16 protein-coding genes are annotated in these 26,125 nt (G+C 50.0%); 9 read left to right on the top strand and 7 right to left on the bottom strand.

The window, feature by feature from the left end:
* Window position 1: 1 nt before the first annotated feature.
* The 5 genes from SCARR_RS04825 to SCARR_RS04805 all read right to left on the bottom strand — a co-directional run bounded on the left by SCARR_RS04825 (window position 2) and on the right by SCARR_RS04805 (window position 8,323).
* Window positions 2-2,389 carry an Ig-like domain-containing protein gene (locus tag SCARR_RS04825; RefSeq protein ID WP_168433001.1) on the bottom strand — a complete coding sequence of 796 codons (2,388 nt, stop codon included), beginning with the start codon at window positions 2,387-2,389 and terminating at the stop codon, window positions 2-4.
* Between the two features lie 259 nt (window positions 2,390-2,648).
* Window positions 2,649-4,460 (bottom strand): alpha-1,3-galactosidase-related protein, encoded by a 1,812-nt coding sequence (locus SCARR_RS04820; RefSeq protein ID WP_222846176.1) that lies wholly within the window; start codon window positions 4,458-4,460, stop codon window positions 2,649-2,651.
* 156 nt (window positions 4,461-4,616) lie between these two features.
* Complete coding sequence (locus SCARR_RS04815; RefSeq protein ID WP_136060378.1) at window positions 4,617-5,324, bottom strand: PEP-CTERM sorting domain-containing protein; 708 nt, start codon at window positions 5,322-5,324, stop codon at window positions 4,617-4,619.
* A gap of 163 nt (window positions 5,325-5,487) precedes the next feature.
* Window positions 5,488-7,806: a hypothetical protein gene (locus SCARR_RS04810; RefSeq protein ID WP_136060377.1), complete on the bottom strand. Its 2,319-nt coding sequence runs from the start codon at window positions 7,804-7,806 to the stop codon at window positions 5,488-5,490.
* A gap of 133 nt (window positions 7,807-7,939) precedes the next feature.
* Complete coding sequence (locus SCARR_RS04805) at window positions 7,940-8,323, bottom strand: hypothetical protein (protein ID WP_136060376.1); 384 nt, start codon at window positions 8,321-8,323, stop codon at window positions 7,940-7,942.
* Between the two features lie 323 nt (window positions 8,324-8,646).
* On the opposite strand from SCARR_RS04805, the gene SCARR_RS04800 reads away from it, so the two are divergent.
* Window positions 8,647-10,293: a sulfatase family protein gene (locus SCARR_RS04800; RefSeq protein ID WP_136060375.1), complete on the top strand. Its 1,647-nt coding sequence runs from the start codon at window positions 8,647-8,649 to the stop codon at window positions 10,291-10,293.
* A 30-nt stretch (window positions 10,294-10,323) separates the two neighbouring features.
* On the top strand, window positions 10,324-11,772 hold the full coding sequence (locus SCARR_RS04795; RefSeq protein WP_136060374.1) for a sulfatase: 1,449 nt from the start codon (window positions 10,324-10,326) through the stop codon (window positions 11,770-11,772).
* A gap of 162 nt (window positions 11,773-11,934) precedes the next feature.
* Here SCARR_RS04795 and SCARR_RS04790 read toward each other — a convergent pair whose 3' ends face one another.
* Together SCARR_RS04790 and SCARR_RS04785 are read right to left on the bottom strand one after the other, a co-directional pair.
* Entirely contained in the window at window positions 11,935-14,157 is a 2,223-nt protein-coding gene (locus SCARR_RS04790; RefSeq protein WP_136060373.1) for a protein kinase domain-containing protein, read from the bottom strand.
* Between the two features lie 22 nt (window positions 14,158-14,179).
* Window positions 14,180-14,779, bottom strand: a complete 600-nt coding sequence (locus tag SCARR_RS04785; protein ID WP_136060372.1) for an RNA polymerase sigma factor — start codon at window positions 14,777-14,779, stop codon at window positions 14,180-14,182.
* Window positions 14,780-15,133: 354 nt separating this feature from the next.
* Here SCARR_RS04785 and SCARR_RS04780 point away from each other — a divergent pair, with 354 nt between their 5' ends.
* Genes SCARR_RS04780 through SCARR_RS04750 form a run of 7 tightly spaced genes read left to right on the top strand, consistent with a single transcriptional unit; the run spans window position 15,134 to window position 26,063 of the window.
* The gene (locus SCARR_RS04780; protein ID WP_407984803.1) at window positions 15,134-16,672 is read left to right on the top strand and encodes a sulfatase family protein; all 1,539 of its coding nucleotides are present in this window, start codon (window positions 15,134-15,136) and stop codon (window positions 16,670-16,672) included.
* Between the two features lie 39 nt (window positions 16,673-16,711).
* Window positions 16,712-18,277, top strand: coding sequence for a sulfatase family protein (locus SCARR_RS04775; protein ID WP_136060370.1), 1,566 nt, complete (start codon window positions 16,712-16,714; stop codon window positions 18,275-18,277).
* A 9-nt stretch (window positions 18,278-18,286) separates the two neighbouring features.
* Window positions 18,287-19,792, top strand: coding sequence for an arylsulfatase (locus SCARR_RS04770; protein WP_136060369.1), 1,506 nt, complete (start codon window positions 18,287-18,289; stop codon window positions 19,790-19,792).
* Between the two features lie 26 nt (window positions 19,793-19,818).
* Entirely contained in the window at window positions 19,819-21,435 is a 1,617-nt protein-coding gene (locus tag SCARR_RS04765) for a sulfatase family protein (protein ID WP_168433000.1), read from the top strand.
* Window positions 21,436-21,445: 10 nt separating this feature from the next.
* Complete coding sequence (locus SCARR_RS04760; protein ID WP_222846175.1) at window positions 21,446-22,792, top strand: sulfatase-like hydrolase/transferase; 1,347 nt, start codon at window positions 21,446-21,448, stop codon at window positions 22,790-22,792.
* A complete protein-coding gene (locus SCARR_RS04755; protein ID WP_136060367.1) occupies window positions 22,792-24,450 on the top strand; it encodes a sulfatase family protein in 1,659 nt (552 codons plus the stop codon). The genes SCARR_RS04760 and SCARR_RS04755 overlap by 1 nt, the downstream gene beginning before the upstream one ends.
* Window positions 24,447-26,063 carry a sulfatase family protein gene (locus SCARR_RS04750; protein WP_136060366.1) on the top strand — a complete coding sequence of 539 codons (1,617 nt, stop codon included), beginning with the start codon at window positions 24,447-24,449 and terminating at the stop codon, window positions 26,061-26,063. Before SCARR_RS04755 ends, SCARR_RS04750 begins: the two co-directional genes overlap by 4 nt.
* The last annotated feature ends 62 nt before the right edge of the window (window positions 26,064-26,125 follow it).

Raw genomic sequence — 26,125 nt, 5'->3', positions numbered from 1 at the left:
ATTACTCAGAGATGACCCGGAAGAATTCCACATTGTTTGTGATCGGGATGATCCACCGGACTTCGATTACCCCTGAGGTCGTCGCAAGAGCAATCCAGTTGGTGTTGACGAGGCTCTCTGTGCCCTGCAGCGCGTATGTGGCTGTTGTGGACAATTCATTTCCTGAAATACTCAGCGCTCCATCGGCGCTCATTTCAATTTGAAGGTTTGCGGGTGCGGTTGATTGCCCAAGAGGCATCAACGTAACCTGATCGTAGTATACAACCTGCTGACTTTTTGCTTGTAAGTATGTGCTAGGGTAAACCAATCCTGCGATGTCCGAGTAGAGCACCGTAGACAGTGTTCCGTTGGTATTGACGTCGATATTCAACCCTGTGGTCGTAACGTTCCACATGTTGTTGCTGTTTACCGTCAGTTTTATGGTAAAGCCGTTTGTGTATGAGTCTGTACTGAGCATTCCGTTACTTAGCAGAGGAATGCTCGAAATAGAATTGCCCGCATTATTCACAAAATCCATACTCGCTGTTGCTGAGATGCGGATTCCCAACGCTTTCGGATCATTATTCCATAAGCTTGTGCCATTTGTCGTGTTGCCGACATTATTCTGTACGCCGAAGAACCAACCATTATTTTTTGGTGCGATAGCATCTGAGGTGCTGTCCACGACCCATGTTAGTGTGAAACCTTCTGCGTTGCGCACATCCACCCCGCCAATGGAGGCGAAGCCAACGGTGGGTATGACGGTTCCTGTTTTCGTGAAGGAAATCAGCCCCGTCGCCACATCCGAGAGATTGGTGTTGCCCGGCTCGAGGCCACCTGCATTCTGAACAATTTGGAACGCGGGACCGATGTCATTGGAATCATTTCCATCAAAGTTGTTGTGCAGTAGAAAGTCGAAGGTTTCCTGATCGTCGGAAACTAATACGGAACAGCTGTCGTTGTATCCGCCGTCCATGGTTGTTGCGGTGATTGTTGCGGAACCTGCTCCCATTCCCTTGACTAAACCATTTGCATCAACGGTCGCGACTGAGGGGGTATCTGAACTCCAATTTACGGTCTGAAAGGTTGCATCGGATGGAACTACTATTGCTGTAAGTTGAACCATGTCGCTTACCTTCAGAATTGCGTTTGTATGAGACAAATTCATGCCTGAAACCGGATTTGCTTCACATAGCCCGAACTGTCTTTCTCCGATAAATATGGGATCATGGATATGCTCGAAACCCTCATACGTTATATTCTGAACATTCGCCAAGGGGATGGAATCGACGTCCAGCCGCACAGGCACGGCAGAAGGGCCTCGGCGGATGTCGCCATATTCTGCCGGCATGTCATCCTCAACCATCCATTGTTGAGAACAGGGGATATCCTTTATGTTATTGCCGTTTTCCGCCATTTCCCCATAGATGGCATGCACGTTTTTGATCGTGGAGGATGGATCCCAGGTTAAAAAATTGTTTTCCCCCGTTTCATTTTCAATGGTGCTCGTCCCGGCACTGACGGCATGCAACGATGACACAGCTAACACGCCATCAATATGAAAGGTGCCTTGCACTGAACCTTTCGTCGAAAGCTGGACCCCGTTATGCCCGTTGGTAATCGATATGTTTTCTGCGTAAACATGATCGTTATCCGGAGCCAACGGCTGATCATCTGCGCCATTAGCGCCTTCAAAGCGAAGCGTTACGCCCCCGGTTCCTGAGAGATTTTTATAGAGTATGTTTCTGCCGGCTCCTTGCTGTACCAATCCGTACCCATAGTGGGCATCTTTAATGTACGCATTTTTAACGATTCCATCTAAGGGTGCATCTGTTTCGTTCCCGGCAACGTGGATGCCGGGCATGCTCGTATGCCAATCAATAATATTAAAATCGGAAAGCATAAAGTTTTGGACAAGAGTCAGGTTGAACGCGACCGCCTTGTTTTTCGAGTTTGGGGTGATATTTTTCATATCCACCGTAAACCTGCCGTTAGAACCTCTAACGCTTATGTTTTCTATCGTACTGCTCGACTTCCCTATTTTGAACAGGCTTCCTGTAGATTCAGTGGGTGTTAGTACGAGGGTAGCTCCGGAATCGATAATGAGGTGGACATTGGATTTTATTTCGACACCAATAAAGTAGAATGTTCCTGCCGGGATCGTAACGATTCCTCCGTTGGGCAATGCCGTCATGGCATTGATTGCGTTTTGTATGGCAACTCTGTCACTGGCGGTATCGGTGCCATTGGCTCCATAATCCGCAACAATATCCACGCTTGGTCCATTGAAATTGATGGTGTCGGTGAAAAAATCGCTTTCCGACACCTCCGCAAGCGATGTGGATAGAATTGAACAAAACGCCAATGCCGAGCCGGTTATCTTGTTTGAAAGTGAACCTTTAGGCATCATGTTATCTCTCCCTTTATTCTTCCCCATTGAGTTGATGTTGATCAGGCACGTGTTTGGTTTGGGATTGGCCTTCTTTCACTTAGTTTCTTCCATGCTAACTTTTTGCCATTATGCGTTCCTAAATAGATTACTCTCAAACCACTCTGGGAGAAGGTGTTTAACCACGAAATACACCAAATACACGAAACCTGTCCTGAGCATCTATTTCGTGGTTCATAAATCTGCTGCGCAGCCGCGTTAGAGACACATGGATGATTGTTTACTTTGAGTTTTTAAAGCCGTTGTTCTGTTCTGTTTTTACATGGGTGGTATCAGCGGATTCAGTGATAACAAGTTCTGTTTTGAATCCAGTAGCGGTATTATTTTCAATGGTAACATGATCACAATATTCCATAGAAAGCGCCGGGTCTCCCTCGGATTGCGGATAAGTGGAGCTGAATTCTATTTTGTTGCCGGAAACGAGAAGCCCATCTACAGAACGAGCTTTGACCATATGGCCATTAAAGCTTTTGATGGTGTTGTTTATGAAATGGATGTTTCGATGGTAACGGCCTTCGCCCAAGTGTTGATCTGATTTGAGCAGAGGGGAGGCTAGTACGGGATAGCGATCGTGGTTGTCGTAACCAATATTTACAAATTCATTATTGCGGATGGTGACGTCCTCAACCGCGCCGGATTCGTACCAGCTGTTATTGTCGCCCTCGATCAGGATGCCGTGCATCTGCGAGGAGAGGTAGTTGTTTTCGATCAGCACCTTGCCCTTGGTGGTCACTAAAATGCTGCGGGCACGATTTTCCCGTACAATGTTGTTGCGGAAAATAAAGTCCGGATACCAGGTCAGATTTTCGACTGACAAGGGAACATCAGGAAGTTGCGTCGGCATTTCGGCTACGGTCATGACGAAGCGGTGTTCGTTCAACTTACGTACGTCGGTGATGGTGGTTTCAAAGAAGGGCAGGACGGTCTTGCGCGATGTCAGGACAATCCGGTCTCCGGCTTCACCGAAGGTCAATCCCCATTGCTGGGAATGGCTGATGTTGCAAAGAAACTCGTTATTGCCGAGATATTCCACCACCGGAACATAAGCGCCATGAACGTTGATGGCGTCGTCGAGCATATGCTCAAACAGGCAGTCTTCCACCTTAATCAATCCCTTGCATCCAATGAAGTGGGTGGCATCTGCCCGGGAGGAAACAACACGTTCTTTTGTGGAAGTCACCTTCATGTCATTCAGGGTACAGTTTTCGGTGCGTTCGACGATCAAGCCCATACCACCGGCTGCATATACGGTCACATTTTCGATTTGCAGGTTTTTGGAATTCGTTACATGAATTGCTGGGCAGAGACGGCTGGTGGGATGTACTCCATAGGAGATCATCACGCTGCCGATCGGCGGCGGCTCTTTTTTGAATCCGCCTTCGAGTTTGATGCGGTTTTTTCCTGTTTTACTGGCCTTGGTTCTGGATGAATTTAAGCTGTATTTATCCGTGTCGAAAATAGGGGCGCGCGTTTGTGGGTCGAACACAATGGTCATGCCAATGGGATCCTTCTGCCCCATCCGGTCGAACAACAGTTGGCCATGCTGGAATATGTGCGGATAAAGTTGTTCGTCGACTTCGAACACAGCGCTGTTTTTTTTCAGGTCTCGTTCAACCACTTTCATTTCTGCGTGGAAGGGCTGTTTCCAATCTATGGAAAAGTTTTTCAGGGTAATGCCATCAACGCTTTCGATGGTGAAAGGGATCACCCGGCCATGCATCATGAAAACCGAGCCGCCGCCATCAATGGTAATATTTTTATGGTTAAACAGAGGGAAAACCATGCGCTTCAGCCCGTTGTCATGGTTGGACACGGCCCGATGCATCTCCAATGCATTTTCTGAGTGAAAATCATATTGCCCTTTTGGGAAGCTGAGCGTGACATCGGGTTCGTCCTGTACGCTTTGAATCAGGTTGTTGAGCGCATAGGTGGAATCTTTTCCCGGAACGACACCATGGCTTGCCACATCAATAATGCGTGCCTGTGAGCAGAGCGTGCTTAAGAATAGTCCGTACAGAATTAGTTTAGTCATACATTTCATAGTCGTCTGTCATGGTTAAATATGTAGTGTGTAGTGAAGAAGCTTGCTGGTAAGAAGATAAAAACGGTGCAAGGAAAAGAGGAGAACCTTGCACCGCCAAACGGGCACCCACGGGGGGGAATCCTGTTTATATAAGGCTGTATATGCTTACAGTAATAAACGTCTGCGAATGAAAAGAATGCCCAGTCCGGTAGCGGTGATGAGTCCCAAGGTAGCTGGCTCCGGAATCGCTGACGTACTTATTTCGTACGAAGAAACTTGGTAGGGTCCCATTATCTCACTGTGTTTTGATGAGCGGAAACCAACGTACACTGTTTCGGCGTCGTATATTGCTGTTTGATCAGTTCTTGTCTCTGAGAAAGAACCGATGAGCGTCATGCTATCATTGTATGCCGCTTGGGTTACCGAAAATTCGCCACTCGTTGCGCTTTTAGTAAAGGTGGAGCTTAAATAATACCAAGTGTCCGCAACGTAATCAGAGTCGGGGAAAAGGGGCGATTGGTCTTTGAGCGACGTGTAAAATTTATTCCCGAAGTCTATGTCGCCCCCGATTCCCATATCCATAATAATTCTTCCAACCTCCGTGCCTGTGGTCTTCACTCTAACCGTCGTTGTGACGGAGTCTCCTGCGTTGAGAGCAATTGCATTAGTGGTAAGCACCAGTTTATAGTCAGTTGCAGGTCCTTCTGCGTAGCCATCTTGATTGATCCAATTCACTCCTTTATAAAAGGTGTCACCATAGGCGGTGTCAAGGCCTTCGCCAATGGTTCCTCCAGTGAAGTCAGTGCTGAATATAACTCCTGCATTTGCAGAAAGCATTCCCAGGCTCATTATGAGGGTTAAGATTGTTTTCATTTCTATCTCCTTGTTATTTGTTTGTTTTTTTTTGTTTTTTGCAAGGTGCCGACCTTGCCTGCCATTGTTGAAAAAGGTCTATGGGGTGTACGAGCAAGCTGTTGTCTTGCAGTGTGCGGTACTCATGCGGTTTGCCGAAATCGGCAAACCGCATGTTTTCCAATTACTGGCTGATCACCCGGAAAAATTCCACCGTGTTCGTTGCTGGAATATCCCAGTTGACTTCGGCAACTCCAGAGGTGGAGGCAATATCAATCCAGTTGGTGTGCACGAGACTTTTTGTTCCCTGCAGGGTGTAGGTGCCATAATCGGATAACTCACTGCCCGAAATGTTCAGGTTTCCGTCTCCCGTTCCCATACCGATCTGAAGTTTTGCCGGGTCTCCGATCCACCGATCTCCCAGTGGCCTTAATGTAACCTGATTGTAATATACATCTTGCTGACTTTTGGCTTGTAAGTAGGTGCTGGGGTAAACCAATTCGGCAATGTCCGAGTAGAGTACCGTTGACAGGGTGCCATTGGTATTGACTTCGACCGTCAAACCTGTGGTCGTAACGTACCACATGTCGTTGCTGGTTACCGTCAATTCGATGGTAAATCCGTCCGTGTATGAATCTTTACTGAGCGATCCGCCAGCCAGCAGCGTCTCGCTTGTAACCGCATTGCCCGCATTATTTACAAAATCCAGACCTTCTGCTGCTGAGATGCGAACTCCCAACGCTTTCGGATCAGCATTCCACAAGCTGCTGCCATTCGTCGGATTGAAAACGCGGTTTTGTACGCCGAAGAACCAGCCATTGTTTTTCGGATCGATAGCATCTGAAGTGTTGTCCACGATCCACGTGAGTTTAAATCCTTCAACTTTGCTTACATCTATACCTCCAGTGGAAGCAAAACCGACGGTGGGTATGAGTGTTCCGGTTTTCGTAAAGGAAATCAGACCCGTGGCCGCATCCGATAGATTCGTGTTGGCCGGATCGTTGGCACCGTTATTCTGGACCAGCTGGAAACCGGGGCCGATGTCATTGGAATCATCCCCGTCAAAGTTATTTGAAAGCGCATCTGTTTGGGTAATTGCTCCGAGCGGAAGAGTGGCGGAGACTGGAATGTTGTTGGTATAGTTTTCAAGATGAGCGGCTTCATTCCAGACTATTTGTAGGGTTCCGTTTGCTGTTTCGCCTCCCTTCAAAATGCTTTCGCTATTATCGAATACAATTGAAACCAGGTAGTTTGATGGGGACTGATCGATGAGGGGTAATGTTGGAGGTACCGTCGGGCAGGAAAATCCGGAGTGAGATGTGTTTACAAAGTTTATGGCGCTAATCTCAACATTGGTTGGGGATATGCTGTCCGCGACATACGACAGGGTGATGTCACCGGAAACCGGTGTGTCATCTAACGCAATCATATAAAGCCCATCTGAAGGTTTCAGGGAAAGCTCAACAGGTGGCGCGTCGTAGATGGCAGATACCGAAAGTATACTGGTCTGGCTAGCCTGACCGATTTCGTTCCAGACGATTTCTACCCGCCCGGTGGACGTTTCTCCATTGGATAAGCCGGTTCCGGACAGATCAAACCGAATGTTGAGGGATCCTTTGTCTGTTTCATTTGTAAGTGTCAGCGGGGATGAAAAGTCAACCATACTGAACGCTCCGGCATGCTGCTGTTCGATTACGTTTACGGCTGTGATTTGCACATCGTTACTGGTGACTATTCCGCGATAAAGTGCGGCAAACACCGTGCCGGTGGTCATGGTTGCGGGGGCGTCCAAGGTCATGGAAAGTGCGTTGGGTGGAGTCAGGAGCAATATAGAATTGTCATTGGTGCGCTTTGCCGGGGCGATGTCTGCATCTATTTGGTACGAACTTACTTGGTAGGGACCAAACACTTCACTGTGTTTTGATGAGCGGAAACCAACATACACACTTGTTGAATTGTATAGTTCCAAATTCGTCTTTGTAAATGAGTTAGAACCCAGAGGTGTCATGCTCTCATCGAACGCCGATAGGGTTACGTCAAAGTTCCCGCTCGTTTCGCTTTTAGTATGGGTGGAGGTTAAATAATACCAAGTGTCTGCACTAAATCCGGCATTGCCGAAAAAGGTTGAGTTTGCTGTGTACGACAAGTAAAATTTATTTCCGTTAATGCCGTTGCTGTCACCGATTCCCACATCCATAACTAATTTTCCTGCGAGCATGGCAGAGGTCTTTACTTTAACCGTCTGTGAGATGGAGTCTCCTGCGGCGAGAGTGACTGAATTCGTGGTAACCACTAGTTGAAAGTCTTTAGCAATCCCTACAATGTAGCCATCGTGATTGGTCCAAGATGGATTCGAATAAGTCCAAGTACTACTATCACCATAGGCGGCTGTAAGGTCTTCGCCAATGGTTCCTCCGGTGAAGTCCGTGCTGAATATGGTTTTGTTTTCTGCATTTGCAGAAAGCATTGTCAGACCTAATATTAGTGTGACGAGTATCTTCATTTCTATCTCCTTGTTATTTATTTGTTCCTTGCAAGGTACCGACCTTGCGAGCCACTGGCTCTTTAATTCAAAATGCGATCCATATTTTTTAATTGTTGATTGCGGGATCAATATTTCTTGTTGAAATTAAATTTTAGTAAATGAATCCAACGGTTGCAGGGTTGTCTGCACATCTTTTTACGGTGTTCAGTAAGGCGGGGGAGTTTGCTGTAAAGATTCCTTCCGTATTCCCATTTATTTTGTCTTTAGCTGTGCCGAAGGTGCTATAGATTTCCGCTGGTGCAAAATGATTGAAGCGGAGATGCCTCTGAGTTGCTTTTTCGTCATACTTGTCTCGTGAGCGCACGGCTCCGGCGAAGTCTCGGCCAGAAAAACATGCTTCGTCAGAAACTTTAGGATTCATCGCGGTGCCCTGGCTTGAGACCATGACGCTGTCCTTCGGTGAGTCTAGTGTGACGACTTCCGCCATCGCATGTCCACATGCCAACAAGGTTGCCCATGGGATTATTGTTTTCATCTTTTTCACTCCATTGTTTGCCGTTGTCTGCCGACCTACTCATCGAAGTGAGATAAATCTGTCACTGATTCTGAAATCTGTAAACCCTGTATTATTACCGTATTGAAAGGGTTGGTTGATTGTGGGATAAATAGTTCTTTGTGAGTTGCGTGGCGGTTCCCGTTTGCGCATTTAGGTGGTGAATTCAATCAGGTGGGAGTGCCGTCGGAATTCTTTTTCGGCGAACATGGAAAACCTTACGATGTACTTGTGAAAGAAGTAAAAAAAGCCGCCTGGTTAGCTCGGGTAATTGAGTCGATCGATCTTTTTATGAGGAATGAAATATGAAATGCATTATTAATTTTTTTTTAATCGCAATAGCGACTTTCTGTGTCGCGGGGGCAAGGGCGCAGGAGAAACCTAATATTCTTTTTATTATGTCGGATGATCATACGTCGCAGTCCATTGGGGTGTATGGAAGCCGCTTGGCCACCCTGAATCCGACACCGACCATCGACTCGATCGCCAAAGAGGGTATGGTGATGGAAAATGCCTTCTGTCAGAATGCGATTTGCACTCCGAGCCGGGCTTCTATCATGACTGGGCAGAGCAGTGCGGTGAATGGAATCTTTACGCTAGGGGGGCACCTGCCTCCTGAGCGGCAATATCTTGCTATTGAAATGAAGAAGGCCGGATATGATACCGCTGTGATTGGTAAATGGCACCTGCACGATAAGCCGGAGGCTTTCGATTATTACAAAGTCCTGCCGGGGCAGGGCCTCTATTTTGATCCTGTTTTTTATGAAAAGGGTGCAACCGGTGTGGTGAATGTGGAAGGTGGTAAAAAACCCGGAAAATTCCAAAATGCTGTAAGAATGAAAGGACATTCTACGGATGCAATTGCCAATTCCGCACTGGATTGGTTTGCGAATAAACGGGATAAGAAGAAGCCGTTTTTCCTGAAGTTACATTTTAAAGCGCCTCATGATTTGTTTGAGTATAACCCTCGCTACGAATCGTATTTAGCCGATGTTACAATTCCTGAGCCTGAAAATATGCGCGATCGTAAAAACCATGGTTCCATTGCAACGCGTGGCTATAATGATGAACTGGTTCCATACCTTGGAACATCTGTGGGTCGCCGTAACCCACGACGTAACTATACGAAATCAGGTGCTTGGGCGAAGGGGCTTGATAAATCAAAAAGCGATGAAGAAATTTTAGGCGATGCGTATCAGGGATATCTGAAGGCTTATCTGCGTTGTGTAAAAGGAGTGGATGACAACCTTAAGCGCATTATTGATTATCTGAAGGCCGAGGGTCTTTATGAGAATACGGTCATTATCTATACCGGAGATCAGGGTTTTTATCTCGGGGAGCATGATTATATAGATAAACGCTGGCCTTATGAAGAATCCATGCGCATGCCGTTTATTGTGCGCTATCCGGAATCCGTCAAAACCGGACGTAGTGATGCCATGGTGGAAAACATTGATTATGCGCCGACCATGCTGGATTTTGCTGGAGTACAAACGCCGGACTATATGCACGGACGAAGTTTCAGAACTGTTCTGGAAACCGGCAGGGAACCTGCAGGCTGGAAGCAGTCTGTTTATTATCATTACTGGCTGCACATGACATCCCACGAGAATCCGGCCTGTATTGCTATCCGCACCAAACGGTACAAGCTGATTATGTTTTATGGAACGAATTGGAAAGGGGAGCCACAACCGGATACTCCGCCGGGTTGGGAGCTTTATGATTTAAAAAACGATCCAACCGAAGACAATAATATTTACGACAATCCGGAATTTGCCGATGTTATTGAAAAGCTGAAGAAGCAACTCAAGGCGCGCCGGGCTGAGCTGGGCGAGGATGACCCGAAATTTGCTTTCAATCGGGTTATTGATGAGTTCTGGGACTATGATGAGGCGGATCGCGCGAAAGCCATAACGATTTCTCATGAGATGCGGGAACGAAAGAGTAGATAAGCAAAGTAATGGCTCTTCTGGAGATAGCTGATGAGTTCAAGGAAAGTTATCGCAACTTCAGGCGTCAGGATGGATATGAATATCAGAAAGAACGGGATTGCGATGGTAGCCGTTGCGGTTTTTATAACGGTCCCCATAGGGATGGCAGCTCAGCAACCTCCCAATATTGTATTTCTTTATGCGGATGACCAGGGATGGAACGCTTTATCCTCCCAAATGGATCCAGATATTCCGGGATCTAAAAGTGATTTTTTCCAGACGCCGAACCTAGACCGTTTATGCAAGGAGGGGATGCGGTTTACGCAAGGGTATGCTCCTGCACCTCTTTGTACCCCGTCGCGCAACAGTGTTCAGTTTGGTGTCACGCCTGCCAAGGCGCGTGTCACGATCATTAATTTTGATGAATCACGCCAGTTTGGCAATCCGGAGCAGGCCCTTGGAAACCTGATTAAACGGGCGGACTCCCGTTATGTGACCGCGCACTTCGGTAAATGGCATATTCATGATGTTTCACCTGCGGAGTGCGGTTATGATTTTTCGGATGGTGAAACAACCAATGTGGAAGGGAACCGAAAGCCAAATGATGACTTGAACGACCCGACCGATCCAAAACGCGTGAAGGAGCTAACTGCTCGAGCTATTGATTTTATCAGAACCCAAAATAACGCAGGCAACCCGTTTTATTTGCAGGTTTCGCACTATGCAGACCATGCTGTATTCAGGTCGTCTCCGGAAATGAGGGCTAAGTATGATAAATTAAAACCCGGCAAGATACATGCCGATGCTAATTTTGCGGCGATGAACGAGGATCTGGATCTTGGTGTTGGAGCGATTCTTGACGAATTGGTCCGGCAGGGCATCGCAGACAATACCTATGTTGTTTATACCTCGGATAATGGATGGCAGCTCGATAAGGAGCGTTTTGCCGTTCCAGAGAATAAGAGCCGTCCTTTGAGATATGGAAAGAACTATGTCTATGAGGGGGGCATTCGAGTACCTTTTATCGTTAGCGGGCCGGGGATTGAACCTGGTTCTGTTTCTCGTGTGCCTGTAATAGGTTATGATTTAATGCCGACCTTTCTCGATATGATTGCGCCCGGAACTAAACCGCCTGCCTACACCGAAGGGGGGAGCATGCTGCCCATCCTGAAAAATGAAGGGAAAGGAATCATTAAGCGTCCTGATGATTTTTTCGTGTTCCATCGTTCGGTTGCAAAAAGGGGCGACGGCACTGCTTTTCGTGAAGGAAGCTATAAAATCATTGTCTATTGGGAAACTCAGAGAATTCTCTTGTTTGATTTGAGTAAGGATATTGGGGAGCAAGATGATATCAGCAGCCAACATCCGGAACTGACCCAGAAAATGTTCAAGAAAGCGCAAAAATACTTAGAACGTGTTAATGCTGAAAAGGTAATTGCACGAAAAATCACACACAAAAGTGCGCGGCATAGAAAAAGGAAGCGTTTTTTTGATTGTTAAAATTTAGGTGTGTGGCCTCCACGTCCGGTCCGTATAGACTGGACTTTTCAGACCAATGAAAGGAGACCACACAATGGATAACGTATCACTGATCGAACTACTGGCACAAGCCGAGGATTTCGAGGCTGGAGCAGCGGTTGAATCATTTCTTCGAATGGCGGCTCAGTAGACCTCAATCTCCCTGATCTGCACGGGCGGGCCGTCTATGAGGTGCAGCAGTTTCAGGCGGACATAGCGTATGGGTGTTGGCTGAAGTTCATACGCATAACAGATGCGGTCTTCGATCGTTTGTCGAAATTTCATGGGCAGGGGATTGAACTCTATGCCGTCTTCAGAATGCGACATCGCATAGCTGGGTTTCGCCCGGTCGAGCCGGTCGACAAAAAGCTTTACCTGTGTAACTTCATGCACTTTGCCAAGGTCGATGGTTATGGTGGCCGGACGTGAGGCGGCAGACCAAAAACTTTCCGGTGCAATGTTTCCATCGACTACAAGATCGGGATTGTGCAGATACTCCATCCCTTTCCTTACAATCGGTTGACCCAGTGCCAGGTTAGCGGGAATAAGGGCTTTGAATCTGCTTTTCGCTGCCGGGTCACGCGTTAACTTCATGCCCAATGTGGCCGGCAGGCGACGTCCGATCCAGTCAGGCGAAGCCTCGAGTTCATGGAGCACATGCAACGTTATGGCATCTACAGCATCCGGGTCTCCATATGCGACAGCAAAGTTGATTGCGCCGGTTAACGTTTCTTTCGGCAGCCTGAGATAGCGTAAGGCAAGCGCACGGAATTCTGGCCTCTCATCAACCGTCCAGTGGAGAAGCACGGAAGTGGTAATAGGAGTCAGAACGCTTTGACTGTAGATTCTCAGCAGTTCTTCAACATGGTCGTATTCCTGTTCGGGCGTTAATGCGTTGTTTAAATAAGCCTCGTTGAGTTTTTTAATCAAACGGTACTGGGGGGTCAGTTTGGCACGGAGTGATTCGTCCGCTTCAGCATATTGACCATTGAAAAAATACAATAGACCCAACAGGTTTGAAGCACTGCTGTTCTTGGGGGCTTGGACGCTCGCCATCTTGGTGAGCCTGAGCGCTTCCTCCAAATTTCCAGCGGCTAATTCGTTCAGTGCTTTGTCAAGTATGGCAGGAGCGGCCTGTCTCCCTCGTTTCTCCAACTCCTTTTGTTTTTTCTGAAGTTCAGCCAGTGTGGATCGGGCTGTCTGTTCGCTTTTGTGTATAGATATGAATGCAATGGTGATTGCTGTGGCGAGGGCCAGCAAAAACAGACCGGATAGGTTTACCACTTTTTTCTGCCGCTTGTAGAAGAGGCGGATTTCTTGCATGAGGCTGGCATTTTCCGCGGCGGTTGAAAATCCGTTCAGGTAGCTGGTAAGGTCGTCACGAAGTTCCCTGACCGAGCGATAGCGTCTCGCGGGATCGGTCGAAAGCGCCTTCATGGCAACCGCCGCGAGTGCGGGCGGTATATTCCGGTTTGGGTATCGTTCATTCGGAGAGATGATATTTCCTTTGGCGGTGTTTTCCAGCATCTCATCCGCGGTCTTTCCGTCAACCGGGGTATGGTTTGTGAGCATGTTGTAGAGAATGGCTCCGAGCGCATAGATATCCGTCTGGCAGGTTTTTTCTCCCCGGGCTTCCACCTGAACTGGAGCCATATATCCGGGGGTTCCCTTAATGTGGCCGGAAAGCGTCATGTTGTTCAGCAGATCTGGGTTGAGGAGCAACCGGTCGAATTCGCCGCCGTCATATTCGGCGTCGCCGATCAGTTTGCCCAAACCCCAGTCGCAGACCACCACTTCCCCGTGCTGGCCAATCTGGATGTTGTCGGGCTTGAGATCCAAGTGCAGCACATTCCGCGAATGGGCATAGTCTATGGCATCGCAGATTTTCAGAAAGATGTTCACGAACTGATTGGTGGTTTCCGGAGGCAGGGCTTTGTTGAGCCGCGAGAACTTTTCCTCGATAATCTGATTCAGGCTTTGGCCGGTTTTCAACTCCATTGTGAAGTAGGGGGTGGAGTTGGTTGCCAGGCCGATATCGTGAATGGTAATGATGTTCGGGTGGTCCAGTAGCGCGGTCAGGCGTGCCTCGCGCAAAAACGGTTCATAAAGCTCTTCAGGAGAATTGGCATTGAGCGTTGCCATGGCGACATACCGGGCGGTCTTCGGATCGTGAACCTTGAATATGGATTTCATGCCGCCGCGCGCAACCAGCGTTTTATCGGTATAGTGGGGGGGCTCCGGTTTTAACCCTGAAAAAATCGGAAGCAGATCCGGTGCGGACAAGGCCGCATCATCTGATTTAGCATCGAAAAGCGACCGCAACCCATCCCGTACCAGGTCTTCCGTTTTATGGTTTTGTTCGGTCATGTCCAAAATCAGCGTCTACGAATTAAAACTCAAGGTCTTCCCGTAATTGTTCAATTTCCTTAATCAGGCGAAGTTTGACCCGGTTTTTCAAGGTACGTACTGATTCTGGGTTGATATCCAGAATTCCGCCGATCTCCTTGGCGGATTTGCCGGCAAGGGAAAGTTCAAAGGCCCGGATGGCCACTCCGGTAAACAAGGTTTTAATGTTATTCAGTGCCAGGGTTGTAATGTGGGTTTCCCACTCAAGCTGGACGATTTTCTCGAGTTCCGGCTGGGAAATGATCTGCTTTTCCTCGTGAAGGTTGGTGGCCATTTCGCGCTTGGTTTCATAGCGTTGGTTTTTCTTGATGGCGTTGATTGCTTGGTTTCGGATCAGGGCGCTCAGCCAGGTACGGAATTTGGTTTTATGCTTTTCGCCGTTGAAGGTGGAAAGGTGCTGCCAAATACGCACCAAGATTTCCTGGGTTACATCATCGATCTCAGTGATTCGGAACGACATCTGGTGCAGAACCACATGGATGAAGTCCGTGTAGTATTTCACGAAATCATTCCACGCCTTCGCATCGTCGGGATTCTTTGCCCGTTGCAGCAGAGTTTGCCTCGTGACCCATCTGTCTGACATATATGTGTCCCTCTTGGAAGATGCCTAGAAATGTATTAATTCACCTGACTGCTATTTTGCACTGTTTCAAACATTATAATTATCACAATTCAGGTTTGGCAGGCGAGACCTCGTCTCGATGAAAACAACTGCTTTTGGTGTCCAGTCAAATCCATGCTCATACATAATACGGATTAAAAATTGGCTCTCGCTGTTTCGTTGCCAGGTTTCGGGTTGTACATGGAATATGAAGGATTCGGCTAAATTGCCCAATGCTATTGTGCTGGCTTTCAAGGTCTCGGTCGGGGACGAGCAGAAACGGTTCTATATCAGGAAAGAAGGTAGGTTTATATGCGAAATTTATTCAACGCAGCGATGTTGGCGGCCATGTTGGTTCTGTCGTCGGTTTCCGCAGAACCGAAGGCGGATCGCCCCAATATCTTATGGATCATGAACGAGGACTGGTCGCCGGACCTTTCGTGCTACGGAACCAAGGGCATTCACACGCCTAATGTGGACAAACTCGCATCGGAGGGCATCCGTTACGAACGGGCGTTTACGACGTCGCCGGTCTGCTCCACATCGCGTTCGGCCATGATGACCGGATTTTATCAAAACTATATCCAAGCCAACCAGCACCGCCTGAAAAAACAGGAGAAGCAGCCTCTCCCATATGGCATTAAACCGATTCCTCAATTATTCCAGGAAGCCGGCTACTATACCTGCCTGTTGAGCCGGAAAATCGACTGCAACTTTCTTCCCAGCGAAAAGGCAGAGCTCTTCATGGGGAGCGACTGGTCCGAACGTGCGCCGGGGCAGCCTTTCTTTGCCCGCGTCACCTTCGGCGGCACCCATCGCGCCTTTCACCGCGATCCCGTTCGACCGATCAACATCAAGGATGTCGAACTGCCTCCTTATTATCCCGACACCGACTTTATCCGTCGCGACTGGGCAACCGGTCTGGAACAGATGCAGCTGGTGGACCGCGAAATCGGCGCGCTGCTCAAACGGCTTGATGCCGAAGGGCTGGCCGACAACACGATAGTCTTTTTTCTTGGCGACCACGGGCGTTGCCATATTCGCGGCAAGCAATTCCTCTACGATGGCGGCATCCTGATTCCGATGATGATGCGTTGGCCGGACAAAGTTAAGCCGGGGCAGGTGAATGATGACATGGTAATGTCGATCGATATTTGCGCCACTATTCTCGAAGCCGCCGGGATTGAAGCGCCGGTTCCGCTGCACGGAAAAAGTCTTTTTAGCAAAGAGGTCAAAGAACGTCAATATGTCTTTGCCGCTCGCGATAAAATGGACCAGACGCACGACTCCATGCGCGCGATCCGCTCCAAGGATTATAAGCTGATCCTCAACTTGATGCCGGAGCGTCCTTGGTGCCAGTTCAATAACTATAAGGAAGGCGCATACCCGATGCTCGCGGAGATGAACGTCATGAACATGAAGGGGCAGCTTACGCCGGAACAGGCCGCCTTTTTTGCGCCAACCAAGCCGGCGATTGAATTGTTTGATCTGCGCAAGGATCCTTTCGAAGTACACAACGTTGCAACCGATCCCGCCTATGCCGAGGTCAAGGCCGAGCTGCTGGCCGAGCTGGAAAACTGGCGTACCCATGTAATCAAGGACCAGGGCGTTTCTGATGAGTTCCGCGCGCTGAATGTTTTTCCGGAAACCTGCCCGACATCCACCGTCACGGAGTGGGTTGAAGCAAACGGCAATAACTATGACTTTAACAAGGTGGGCTGGCCCTCGTGGTATCCCACTCGCACGCTGAAAGAGTGGGAAAAGGTCCGTGCACTGTGGGAACCCTACCTTTTCCAGGGCCCAACAGAAAATCTTCCGAAACCCGCGACCACCAAAAAGGTGAAATCAAAGAAGACTAAATCGAAAAAGAACTGACCGGGTTGAATCAAGCCATAATGCGCGAGGGAGTTAAGCATGTTTACGAATATATCGGGTAAAGCAGTGCTGGTGAGTATTGCATTGGCCTCTAGTTGTATTGCGGCGGATAGGCCGAATATTATTTATATTCTGGCCGATGATATGGGGCCGGGCGATGTGGCGGCCTACAACAAGGACAGTAAAATCCCGACGCCACACCTCGATCGCATGGCGAAAGAGGGCATGATGTTCATGGATTCGCATACGGGTTCCGGAGTTTGCACGCCGACCCGCTACGGCATCATCACCGGCCGCTATGCCTGGCGTACGCGCCTGAAGTCGCAGGTGCTGCAGGGCTTCAGCCCGCACCTGATCGAACCCGGCCGAGAAACGGCCGCTTCGCTGTTAAAGAAGCAGGGATATAATACCGCCTGTTTCGGGAAATGGCACATGGGCATGGACTGGCAAAGCACCGACGGCAACGAGCTCAAATCTTCGAAGCCGGTCAATGTCGATCTTTCTGCACCGATTCAAAATGGTCCGCTGGATGTCGGCTTTGATTATTATTTCGGCATCTCGGCTTCATTGAATATGGATCCGCATGCCTATATTGAAAACCGTATGTTTCAGGGTACGCCGGAATATGTGAAAGATCTGAAGGGCATGGATGCGCTCGGCTACATTCAGCCGGCCAAGCCGGGATGGATTGCCAAGGAGTTTAAACAGGATCAGGTGCTCCCCGATATTGCGAAAAAAACGTGTGAGTGGATTCGCGAGCAGGCCGGAAACCCGTTTTTCATTTATATGCCGCTCAATTCGCCACATTCTCCGATTGTTCCGAGCAGTCTGTTCAAGGACAAAAGCGGCCTCAACGTGCACGGCGATTTCTGCATGGAAACCGACTGGGCGGTGGGTGAAGTGCTCAAGACGCTCGACGAGCTGGGTATTGCCGACAACACTCTTGTCATCTTCACGGCCGACAATGGCACGTCACCCAAGGCCGGCTTTCCAGAAATGGCGAAGAAGGGGCACCACTCCAGCTGGATCTATCGCGGCATGAAGGGAACCAACTGGGAAGGCGGACATCGCACACCGTTCATCGCTCGCTGGCCGGATGAGGTCAAAGCGGGAAGTCGTTCGGATCAGTTGATCTGCACCGCCGACTTCCTGGCCACCTGCGCTGAAATTGGTGGTGCAAAACTGGGCGATGAGGCTGGCGAAGACAGTGTCAGCTTTTTCCCGGCGCTCAAGGGAGAGCAAATCCCCGGCGGAAAAAACCGCCTCGTGATTCATCACTCTGATAAAGGCGTTTTCTCGATCCGCAGCGGGAAATGGAAAGTAATGTTCGATGATTTTGGCGGCTCCGGCCGCGGCGATCCCCGCAAGGATGAAGCGATTATCAACGCAGCTTCACTTCAGCTCTTCGATATGGATACTGATGCGGTTGAAAACGTGAATCTGGCGGCGGCGCATCCGGAGGTGGTGGAACAGCTTAAAATGAAACTGGCGGGTGTAATCAAAAATGGACGCAGTACGTCGGGAGCAGCACAGCCGTATAAAATGATAGGTAGAAAAGGCGAAGAGTGGTCGCAACTCAGCGTGGTTCAGGAATATCTGGATTAAGGAGAGAGCATGAAGACGATTTTAGGAATAGTTATGGCAACGGTGTTGGCTGCCGGTGTTGAGGCCGCGTCGCTTAAAGGTTCGCGGCCCAATATTGTTTTTGTGATGACGGACGATCAGGGGCAAAACCTCTCGTTTTGTGGCCATCCGGATTTGCGCACGCCGCATATTGATAAGTTTGCCGGGAAGGCGCTGCGCTGGAAAGAATTTCATGTCAGCCCGAACTGTGCACCGACCCGTGCGGCTCTGATGAGCGGGGCCCATGAGTTTGGCAGCGGGGTAACGCATACGACCGATGAGAAGGAAATGCTGGCGCTGACGACAACCATTTTTCCGGAGCTGCTCCGTCAGGCCGGTTATGAAACCGGGATCTTCGGCAAGTGGCATTTGGGGGATATTGAGCCGTACCGTCCCGGAAACCGAGGATTCACGGAGGCCCTGACGCACGGTGCCGGAGGAATTGGTCAGAATTATGGCGGAAGCAACGTCGATTTCCCGCCCAACCAAGATCGCAAAACCCGCTATTTTGATTCTGTACTGTTGCACAACAAATCGGTGGTAAAGACCAAAGGCTATTGCGCCGATGTTTTTTTCCATGCCGCGCTGGCCTGGATGAAAGAGCAACATAATGAGAAGAAACCCTTCTTTGCCTATATTTCCTCTAACACGCCGCATGCTCCGTTGATTGCGCCGAAAAAGAATATGAAACGTCTCGAGGAGCGGAACGGTAAAGCAAACGGCCGCTTGGCGATGATCGAAAACATTGACGACAACTTCGGAATCATGATGCAAAAGCTGGAAGCGTGGGGCATGCTCGATAATACACTGGTCATTTTTACAACCGATAACGGCGCGCCGTTTAAAGGGCCGTTGACTCCCGATTCCGGCAAGCCGTCGAAAAAACCAAAATCGATCAAGACGCCCGAGGATTGCCGATTATATAATGCAGGTTACAAGTCGGGCAAAGGCTCTCCGTATGAAGGTGGCGTGCACGTGCCCGCCTTCTGGCAGTGGAAGGGCGTCCTTCCGGAAGGTAAAGACGTGAAGGCGCTGACGGCGCACATCGATCTGTATAAAACCTTCTGTGATCTCGCCGGTGCGGACTACAGCAAGGTTGGACAGAAACTCGAAGGCCGTTCATTGGTGCCACTGCTGGAGAATCCGGATGCCGAGTGGCCGGATCGCATGCTGATTACCCATACCGCCGGGATTGGCAAAGATATTGACGCCGCACGTGACCGCAAGTGGGCCGTTCGGACGCAACGCTGGCGTCTGGTCGGCAAAGAGCTTTACGACATCGAAAACGATCCGTTCCAAGATCACAATGTGGCTGCGGAATATCCGGAAATCGTTGAACGCCTCTCCAAGGTTCATGCCGATTGGTGGGAAGATGTGGTGCCGCTGATGATCAACCAGAACAATACGTGGGACAAAGAACCTCCGATGGTCACGCTCTATAATGAGCAGATCAAAAAAACCGGAACGATTCCGGAATGGATGCCTCCCGAAATTTAGTATGGCGGGCAACAAAAGGGACAAGGATGCAGATGCGAAGTGGAAGCACGGTGGGAATGGTTGTTTTGAGTGCGGCGCTTTTCGCAACTGTCGCCTCAAGTGCTTCCAAGCCAAATATTGTTTATATTTTGGCCGACGATTTGGGTATCGGCGATGTGCAGGTGTACAATCCAGACAGTAAAATCCTGACCCCGAACATCGATCGCCTGGCAAGCGAGGGAATGAAGTTTACCGATGTACATACCGCCGACGGCGTTTGCACACCATCCCGCTATGCCATTCTCACCGGACGCTATTGCTGGCGTTCGGAGTCCAAGGCGGGCGTGCTGCGCGGCATGTCGAAGCACTTGATTGAACCTACCCGGGAAACGGTGGCAAGTTTTCTGAAAAAACAGGGCTATGCGACCGCGTGTGTCGGCAAGTGGCATCTGGGCATGGATTGGAATCCAAAAGACAGAGAGGCGACCCAAGGCAAGGCCACGGATCTTTTCGGGCCGATCCAAAACGGACCGTTGGATTTGGGATTCGATTATTATTTCGGCATGTCCTGTTCGTTTAACCTTTCGCCGCACGCTTTTATTGAAGGGCGCCAAATTCAGGGCACCCTCGAGCGTTTTCAGGACAAGGCTGCTCTCGTTGCTCGCGGCATCGACGGGTCAACCGGATGGGTGGCCAAGGAGTTTGAGCAGGATCAGGTGCTCTCCACGTTTACAGAAAAAACCTGCGACTGGATCAGGCAGCATGCCGATAAACCTTTCTTTGCATACATGCCACTCAACTCGCCGCACTATCCGCTTATTCCGCGCGATGAGTTCAGAGGAAAAAGCGGGCTGAGCCTGCACGGTGATTTTGTGATGGAAACCGATTGGGCCGTGGGCGAAGTTCTGAAGACGCTTGATGAACTGAAGCTGGCCAATAACACCATCGTGATCTTTACGTCCGACAACGGCGTTGCACATAAAGTGGGCAATGCGGAAATGCAGGAGAAAGGACATTTTTCCAGCGGGATCTACCGCGGGTGCAAAGGAAACATATGGGAAGGCGGCCACCGCGTTCCATTCCTCGTTCGTTGGCCGAAAACCGTGAAGGCAGCATCGGTCTGCGATGCGGCCATCGGTACCGTGGACTTGATGGCCACCTGTGCGGAACTCTGCGAAGTTCCAATGGCTGGAAACGCGGGCGAAGACAGCGCGAGTTTTTTGCCGGCGTTGAAGGGCGAATTGATTCCTGGGGTTGAAACCCGGGCGCTTGTGCACCATTCGGACAAAGGCACATTCGCCCTGCGCCGAGGCAGGTGGAAGCTTGTGCTGGATGATGGTGGCCCTTCACCGCGCGTTAACCCCAAGGATCAGCCGATTGCCAACCATGATGTGAAGCAGATGCTGTTCGACATGGACAACGACGTAACCGAATCTACGAACGTTGCCTCGCAGCATCCGGAGACCGTGGAATCGATGAAGAAAGAACTGACAGCATTTGTTGAAAACGGACGCAGCACGCCCGGGCCGAACCTGCCTACCGATGTGGCGACCGCAACCTGGCCGCAGCTGGCCTCGCTTCGCGTCTACATGAGCGGGGAAAACGCCAAGGTTAAAGACGAGGCGCCCAAAGCCAAACGTAAAAAGAAAAAGCAGTCCAAATAAGGAGCATGGTGTGAATTTAAAAGGAAAAATAATCTGTGCGATAGCGCTCTGCGGAGTGGTCTCCGTGTCGTTGGCAAAAAAACCGAACATCGTGCTGATTATGGCCGATGATATGGGGTACGAATGTGTCGGGGCCAATGGCAGCGAGGATTATTTGACTCCGGTGATCGATGACTTGGCGGCCGAGGGACTTCGTTTCGAACAGTGTTTTGCCAATCCCATTTGCACGCCGTCGCGGGTCAAGATCATGACGGGAATTTACAATGCACGGAACTACGTGAGTTTTGGAAAACTCGATCGCTCTCAGACCACGTTTGCCCATTTGTTGAAAGAGGCGGGGTATGCCACGGCAATTGCCGGAAAATGGCAGCTGGGTAGCGAGGTCGATTCCCCGCAGCATTTCGGTTTTGATGAAGCTTGCCTATGGCAGCATACGCGCGGGCGGAAGCGGAAGGGCGGGTTTGATACGCGCTACGCGAATCCGCAGCTGGAGATCAACGGCAAAGAGGTTGATTATCTGAACGGCGAATATGGCCCGGATATCTGCGCGGACTTTATCTGCAGCTTTATTGAAACCAACAAAGATAAACCTTTCTTCGCCTACTACCCGATGATCCTTACGCACTGGCCGTTTGATGCGACGCCGGATTCAGATGACTGGGATCCGAAATATATGGGATCGACCACCAACAAAGGGCCCGGCGACGAGACGGATCAAAAGCGGCACTTCAAGGATATGGTTCAGTATATGGACAAGTTGGTGGGCCGGATTGCGGATGCGCTGGATCGCGCTGGTGTGCGTGAGAATACGCTGGTCATTATCGCGGGCGACAACGGCACCGATAAGCCGATCATCACCCAATGGAATGATCGTGAGGTGGTGGGGCGCAAGAGTGAAACTGTGGATGAAGGCACGCGCGTGACAATGGTGATGAGCTGGCCGGGCGTTCTACAACCCCGGGTTGATAAAACCGAGTTGGTTGAATTTTCAGACATTCTTCCCACCCTATGCGATCTTGCCGGAGCAGCTTTGCCCAAGAATTATCCGGGCGACGGCCAGAGCCTGACGCCCGTCATGTTCGGGAAAGGCGAGCGGCATAAAAAATATGTCTGCCTTAAGTACAGAACCACATGGGTGCGTAACCTGAACTATGGAATTCTTCCTGATAAAGGGAATAGCCAGTACATCTTCCAGAAATACAATGGGCACTATGAGTCGGAAGATCTCGATTTCGCGAACATGACCGAGAAGGAGCGCATGATCTTCGAAGAGTTGAAGCCTGTACTCGACGGGCTGAAAAAGTCGGTCGCTGAAAAGAAGCCTAAAAAGACGAAGAAAAAGAAAAAGGACGCGTAATGAAACTACTGAAATTTATTCCACTGCTGTTTATAGGCTCCTCATTGTATGCAGCGGAACAGCCCAATATCCTTTTTGTAATGTCGGACGATCATACCTCGCAGGCCATTGGCGTCTATGGCGGCCGACTGGCCGGGCTGGACCCGACCCCGACCATCGACTCGCTGGCTAAAGAAGGCATGGTGATGGATAATGCATTTTGTCAGAACGCGATCTGCACGCCGAGCCGTGCGTCGATCATGACGGGGCAGAGCAGCGCGGTGAACGGGTGCGAAACGCTGGGACGCCGGTTGGAAAAGGAAAAGCAGTACCTGGCGATTGAAATGAAGAAGGCCGGATATGACACAGCCGTGATCGGCAAATGGCATCTGGGTGCACGGCCGGAAGCGTTCGACTATTGGAAAGTGCTGCCCGGTCAAGGTGCCTACTTTGACCCCATCTTTGCCGAGACGGGAGCCACGGGTACTTTTACCGGCAACAAAGGCATCATGCACGATGCCGTGCAGATGAAGGGGCACTCCTCGGACTGTATTGCCGATTCGGCACTGGACTGGTTCAAAACCATGCGCAATCCGGACAAACCGTTTTTTCTGAAGTTGCACTTTAAAGCGCCGCACGGTGGGTTCGACTATGCACCGCGCTATGAATCCTATCTGGCGGGTGTCGAAATTCCAGAGCCCGAAAATCTGTTTGAACTGGGGAACCACGGTTCGATCGCCACGCGCGGCCATAATGACGAGCTGCTGACCTATATCGGCTCCTCGGTTAGCCCGCGCCACCGCGAGCGCAACTATTGCATGTCGATTATGAAAAAGGATCCAAGCCTCACGGTCGAGGCCGCAACAAAAATCGCGTACCAGACCTACATGAAAAAATATCTGCGCTGCGTCAAAGGGGTGGATGACAACCTTAAGCGGGTGATTGATTATCTGAAAGCCGAGGGCCTATATGAAAACACAGTAATCATGTACACGGGCGACCAGGGTTTCTATCTCGGCGAGCATGACTATATCGATAAGCGCTGGCCTTATGATGAATCGATGCGCATGCCGTTTATCGTTCGGTTTCCAACGGCTGTAAAAACAGGACGTTCCGACGCCATCGTTGAAAACATCGACTATGCTCCGACCATGCTCGATTTTGCCGGCGTTCCAACCCCGGACTACATGCAGGGCAAAAGCTTTAAGTCCATTCTCGAGACCGGACAGGAGCCGGATGGCTGGAAACAGTCGGCCTACTACCACTACTGGATGCATATGTCGGCCCACTTTAATCCGGCCTGCATTGCGCTTCGCGACAAGCGCTACAAACTGATCCTCTACTATGGTTGCGTTTCCAAGTCAAAGGTGCCGGAAACCCCGCCCGCCTGGGAGTTCTACGATCTTAAAAGCGATCCGAGCGAAATGAACAATCAGGTTGATAATCCGGAATACAAGGACGTGATCGCAAAACTGAAGGTTGAGTTAAAGAACCGCCGCACCGAGCTCGGGGAATATTCAGCCGAGAAAAACCAGTATAACGCGGTGATCGACGAGTTTTGGGACTATGGTCCTGAGCAACGCGCGAAGGCCATCGAAGTTTCGGCGGCCTACGCCACATCGAAGCCGATGCGCAAAGAGATGAAGTCGAAGGGCAAAAAGAAGAAGGAGACCAAATGATTTCATCTGATCCATATGCTTTTAAACGCAAAGGCCTCGCGTCCGCTGAGGTTCGCAAAGGAAATCACTCCTTTGCGATGTTTTATGCCCTTTGCACCATTGCATTAATTTCCGCAGGTTCGGTTCATGCGGCAGAGATGCCGAACATTCTGATTCTCTATGCGGACGATATGGGCTACGGCGACTTTTCGGCTAATGTGGGGAAGGACTCAAAGGTACAGACGCCGGTTCTAGATCATCTGGCTTCCGAAGGCATGCGCTTCACGGATGGGCATTCCTCTTCGGCCAACTGTTCGCCGAGCCGCTATGCGATGCTGACCGGTCGGCACCACTGGCGAAAGTTTTTTGGCATTGTGAATGCGTTCGAAGACAGCCGCTTTTCTCCGGAGCGTCTGACCTTGCCGGAAATGCTGAAGGAAAAAGGGTATGCAACCGGGGCAATCGGAAAGTGGCATCTCGGCTGGAACTGGGAAGCGATTGCCATCAATTCCAAGCTTCGGATCAACACCCCGTATGGCAAAGCAAAGAACCCCGAAGCCTATGACTGGACCAAGCCGGTTCCCAATGGGCCAACCGCCCATGGGTTTGATTATTATTTCGGGGACGATGTCATCAACTATGCACCGTATACCTGGATTGAAAATGACCGGATTCTGGAAATGCCCTCCGAGATGTACGATGACACCAAATGGGAAGCCCCTCCGGGCGGTGGGAAGTTCGGATCGCGGGCGGGGCCGATGGCGCCGGGATACAATCCTTGGGACAACATTCCAAAGACGCGCGACAAAGCCATTGAGTTTATCAATAAACAGGCAAAGAGCGACAATCCGTTCTTCCTCTACTTTGCCTTTCCATCACCCCACGCACCCGTTATTCCACATGCGGCATTCCAAGGGAAGAATCAGGCCGGGCCTCACGGGGACTACGTTTATGAAACGGACTATGTTTGCGGCGAAATTCTCCAGGCATTGGAAAAATCCGGGCAGGCCGATAATACCATCGTGGTTTTCTCCACCGACAACGGGACCGAATCGCTCGGCTATAAAGTGGATGTGGCATATGACCATTGGGTCTCCGGCCCGTTGCGCGGGCTGAAACGCGACATCTATGAAGGCGGACACCGCCTGCCATTTGTTGTGCGCTGGCCGGGTGTGGTCAAACCGGGTTCGGTTTCCGATGCCTTGGTGAACCAGGTGGATCTAATGTCGACCTTTGCTGCTGTGACCGGGTATGAGCTGCCCGATGATCAGGCGGAAGACTCGTTTAATATGCTGCCGGTTTGGAAGGGTGAAACCGGCAAACTGCGCGACATTAGCATTCATAACACCCGCGATGATCAATGGGCGATCCGACAGGGCGATTGGATTCTGGTGAATGTGGATCATGTCACCACGCAGATCCGCGAGCGGGCCAAACCGGACTGGTATAAAAAACATGGATATCCCACCCCCGAAAAATCGGTGGACGAATTATACAATCTAAAATCCGACATTGGTCAGCGGAACAATGTTTCAGCGCAACACCCGGAAAAGGTTCAAGAACTGAAAGCCCTCCTGAAAAAGATCCGTGAGCAGGGTTATTCATCTCCAAGGATTGGAAAACAGCCGCGATAGTTTCCCATGCATTAGAAGTGGCCAAATAAGATATGTTTTTTGCGCATATGTCGGTATCAGCG

The sequence above is a fragment of the Pontiella sulfatireligans genome, assembly GCF_900890705.1.
Classification (GTDB): domain Bacteria; phylum Verrucomicrobiota; class Kiritimatiellia; order Kiritimatiellales; family Pontiellaceae; genus Pontiella; species Pontiella sulfatireligans.
This window is presented reverse-complemented; position numbering and strand designations above follow the sequence as displayed.

Coding starts and splice junctions, on each gene's coding strand:
- SCARR_RS04825 (WP_168433001.1), bottom strand. CDS start 2,389: ATGATGCCTAAAGGTTCACTTTCAAACAAGATAACCGGCTCGGCATTG.
- SCARR_RS04810 (WP_136060377.1), bottom strand. CDS start 7,806: ATGAAGATACTCGTCACACTAATATTAGGTCTGACAATGCTTTCTGCA.
- SCARR_RS04815 (WP_136060378.1), bottom strand. CDS start 5,324: ATGAAAACAATCTTAACCCTCATAATGAGCCTGGGAATGCTTTCTGCA.
- SCARR_RS04765 (WP_168433000.1), top strand. CDS start 19,819: ATGCAGATGCGAAGTGGAAGCACGGTGGGAATGGTTGTTTTGAGTGCG.
- SCARR_RS04795 (WP_136060374.1), top strand. CDS start 10,324: ATGAGTTCAAGGAAAGTTATCGCAACTTCAGGCGTCAGGATGGATATG.
- SCARR_RS04780 (WP_407984803.1), top strand. CDS start 15,134: ATGTTGGCGGCCATGTTGGTTCTGTCGTCGGTTTCCGCAGAACCGAAG.
- SCARR_RS04820 (WP_222846176.1), bottom strand. CDS start 4,460: ATGACTAAACTAATTCTGTACGGACTATTCTTAAGCACGCTCTGCTCA.
- SCARR_RS04785 (WP_136060372.1), bottom strand. CDS start 14,779: ATGTCAGACAGATGGGTCACGAGGCAAACTCTGCTGCAACGGGCAAAG.
- SCARR_RS04775 (WP_136060370.1), top strand. CDS start 16,712: ATGTTTACGAATATATCGGGTAAAGCAGTGCTGGTGAGTATTGCATTG.
- SCARR_RS04805 (WP_136060376.1), bottom strand. CDS start 8,323: ATGAAAACAATAATCCCATGGGCAACCTTGTTGGCATGTGGACATGCG.
- SCARR_RS04790 (WP_136060373.1), bottom strand. CDS start 14,157: ATGACCGAACAAAACCATAAAACGGAAGACCTGGTACGGGATGGGTTG.
- SCARR_RS04755 (WP_136060367.1), top strand. CDS start 22,792: ATGAAACTACTGAAATTTATTCCACTGCTGTTTATAGGCTCCTCATTG.
- SCARR_RS04800 (WP_136060375.1), top strand. CDS start 8,647: ATGAAATGCATTATTAATTTTTTTTTAATCGCAATAGCGACTTTCTGT.
- SCARR_RS04770 (WP_136060369.1), top strand. CDS start 18,287: ATGAAGACGATTTTAGGAATAGTTATGGCAACGGTGTTGGCTGCCGGT.
- SCARR_RS04750 (WP_136060366.1), top strand. CDS start 24,447: ATGATTTCATCTGATCCATATGCTTTTAAACGCAAAGGCCTCGCGTCC.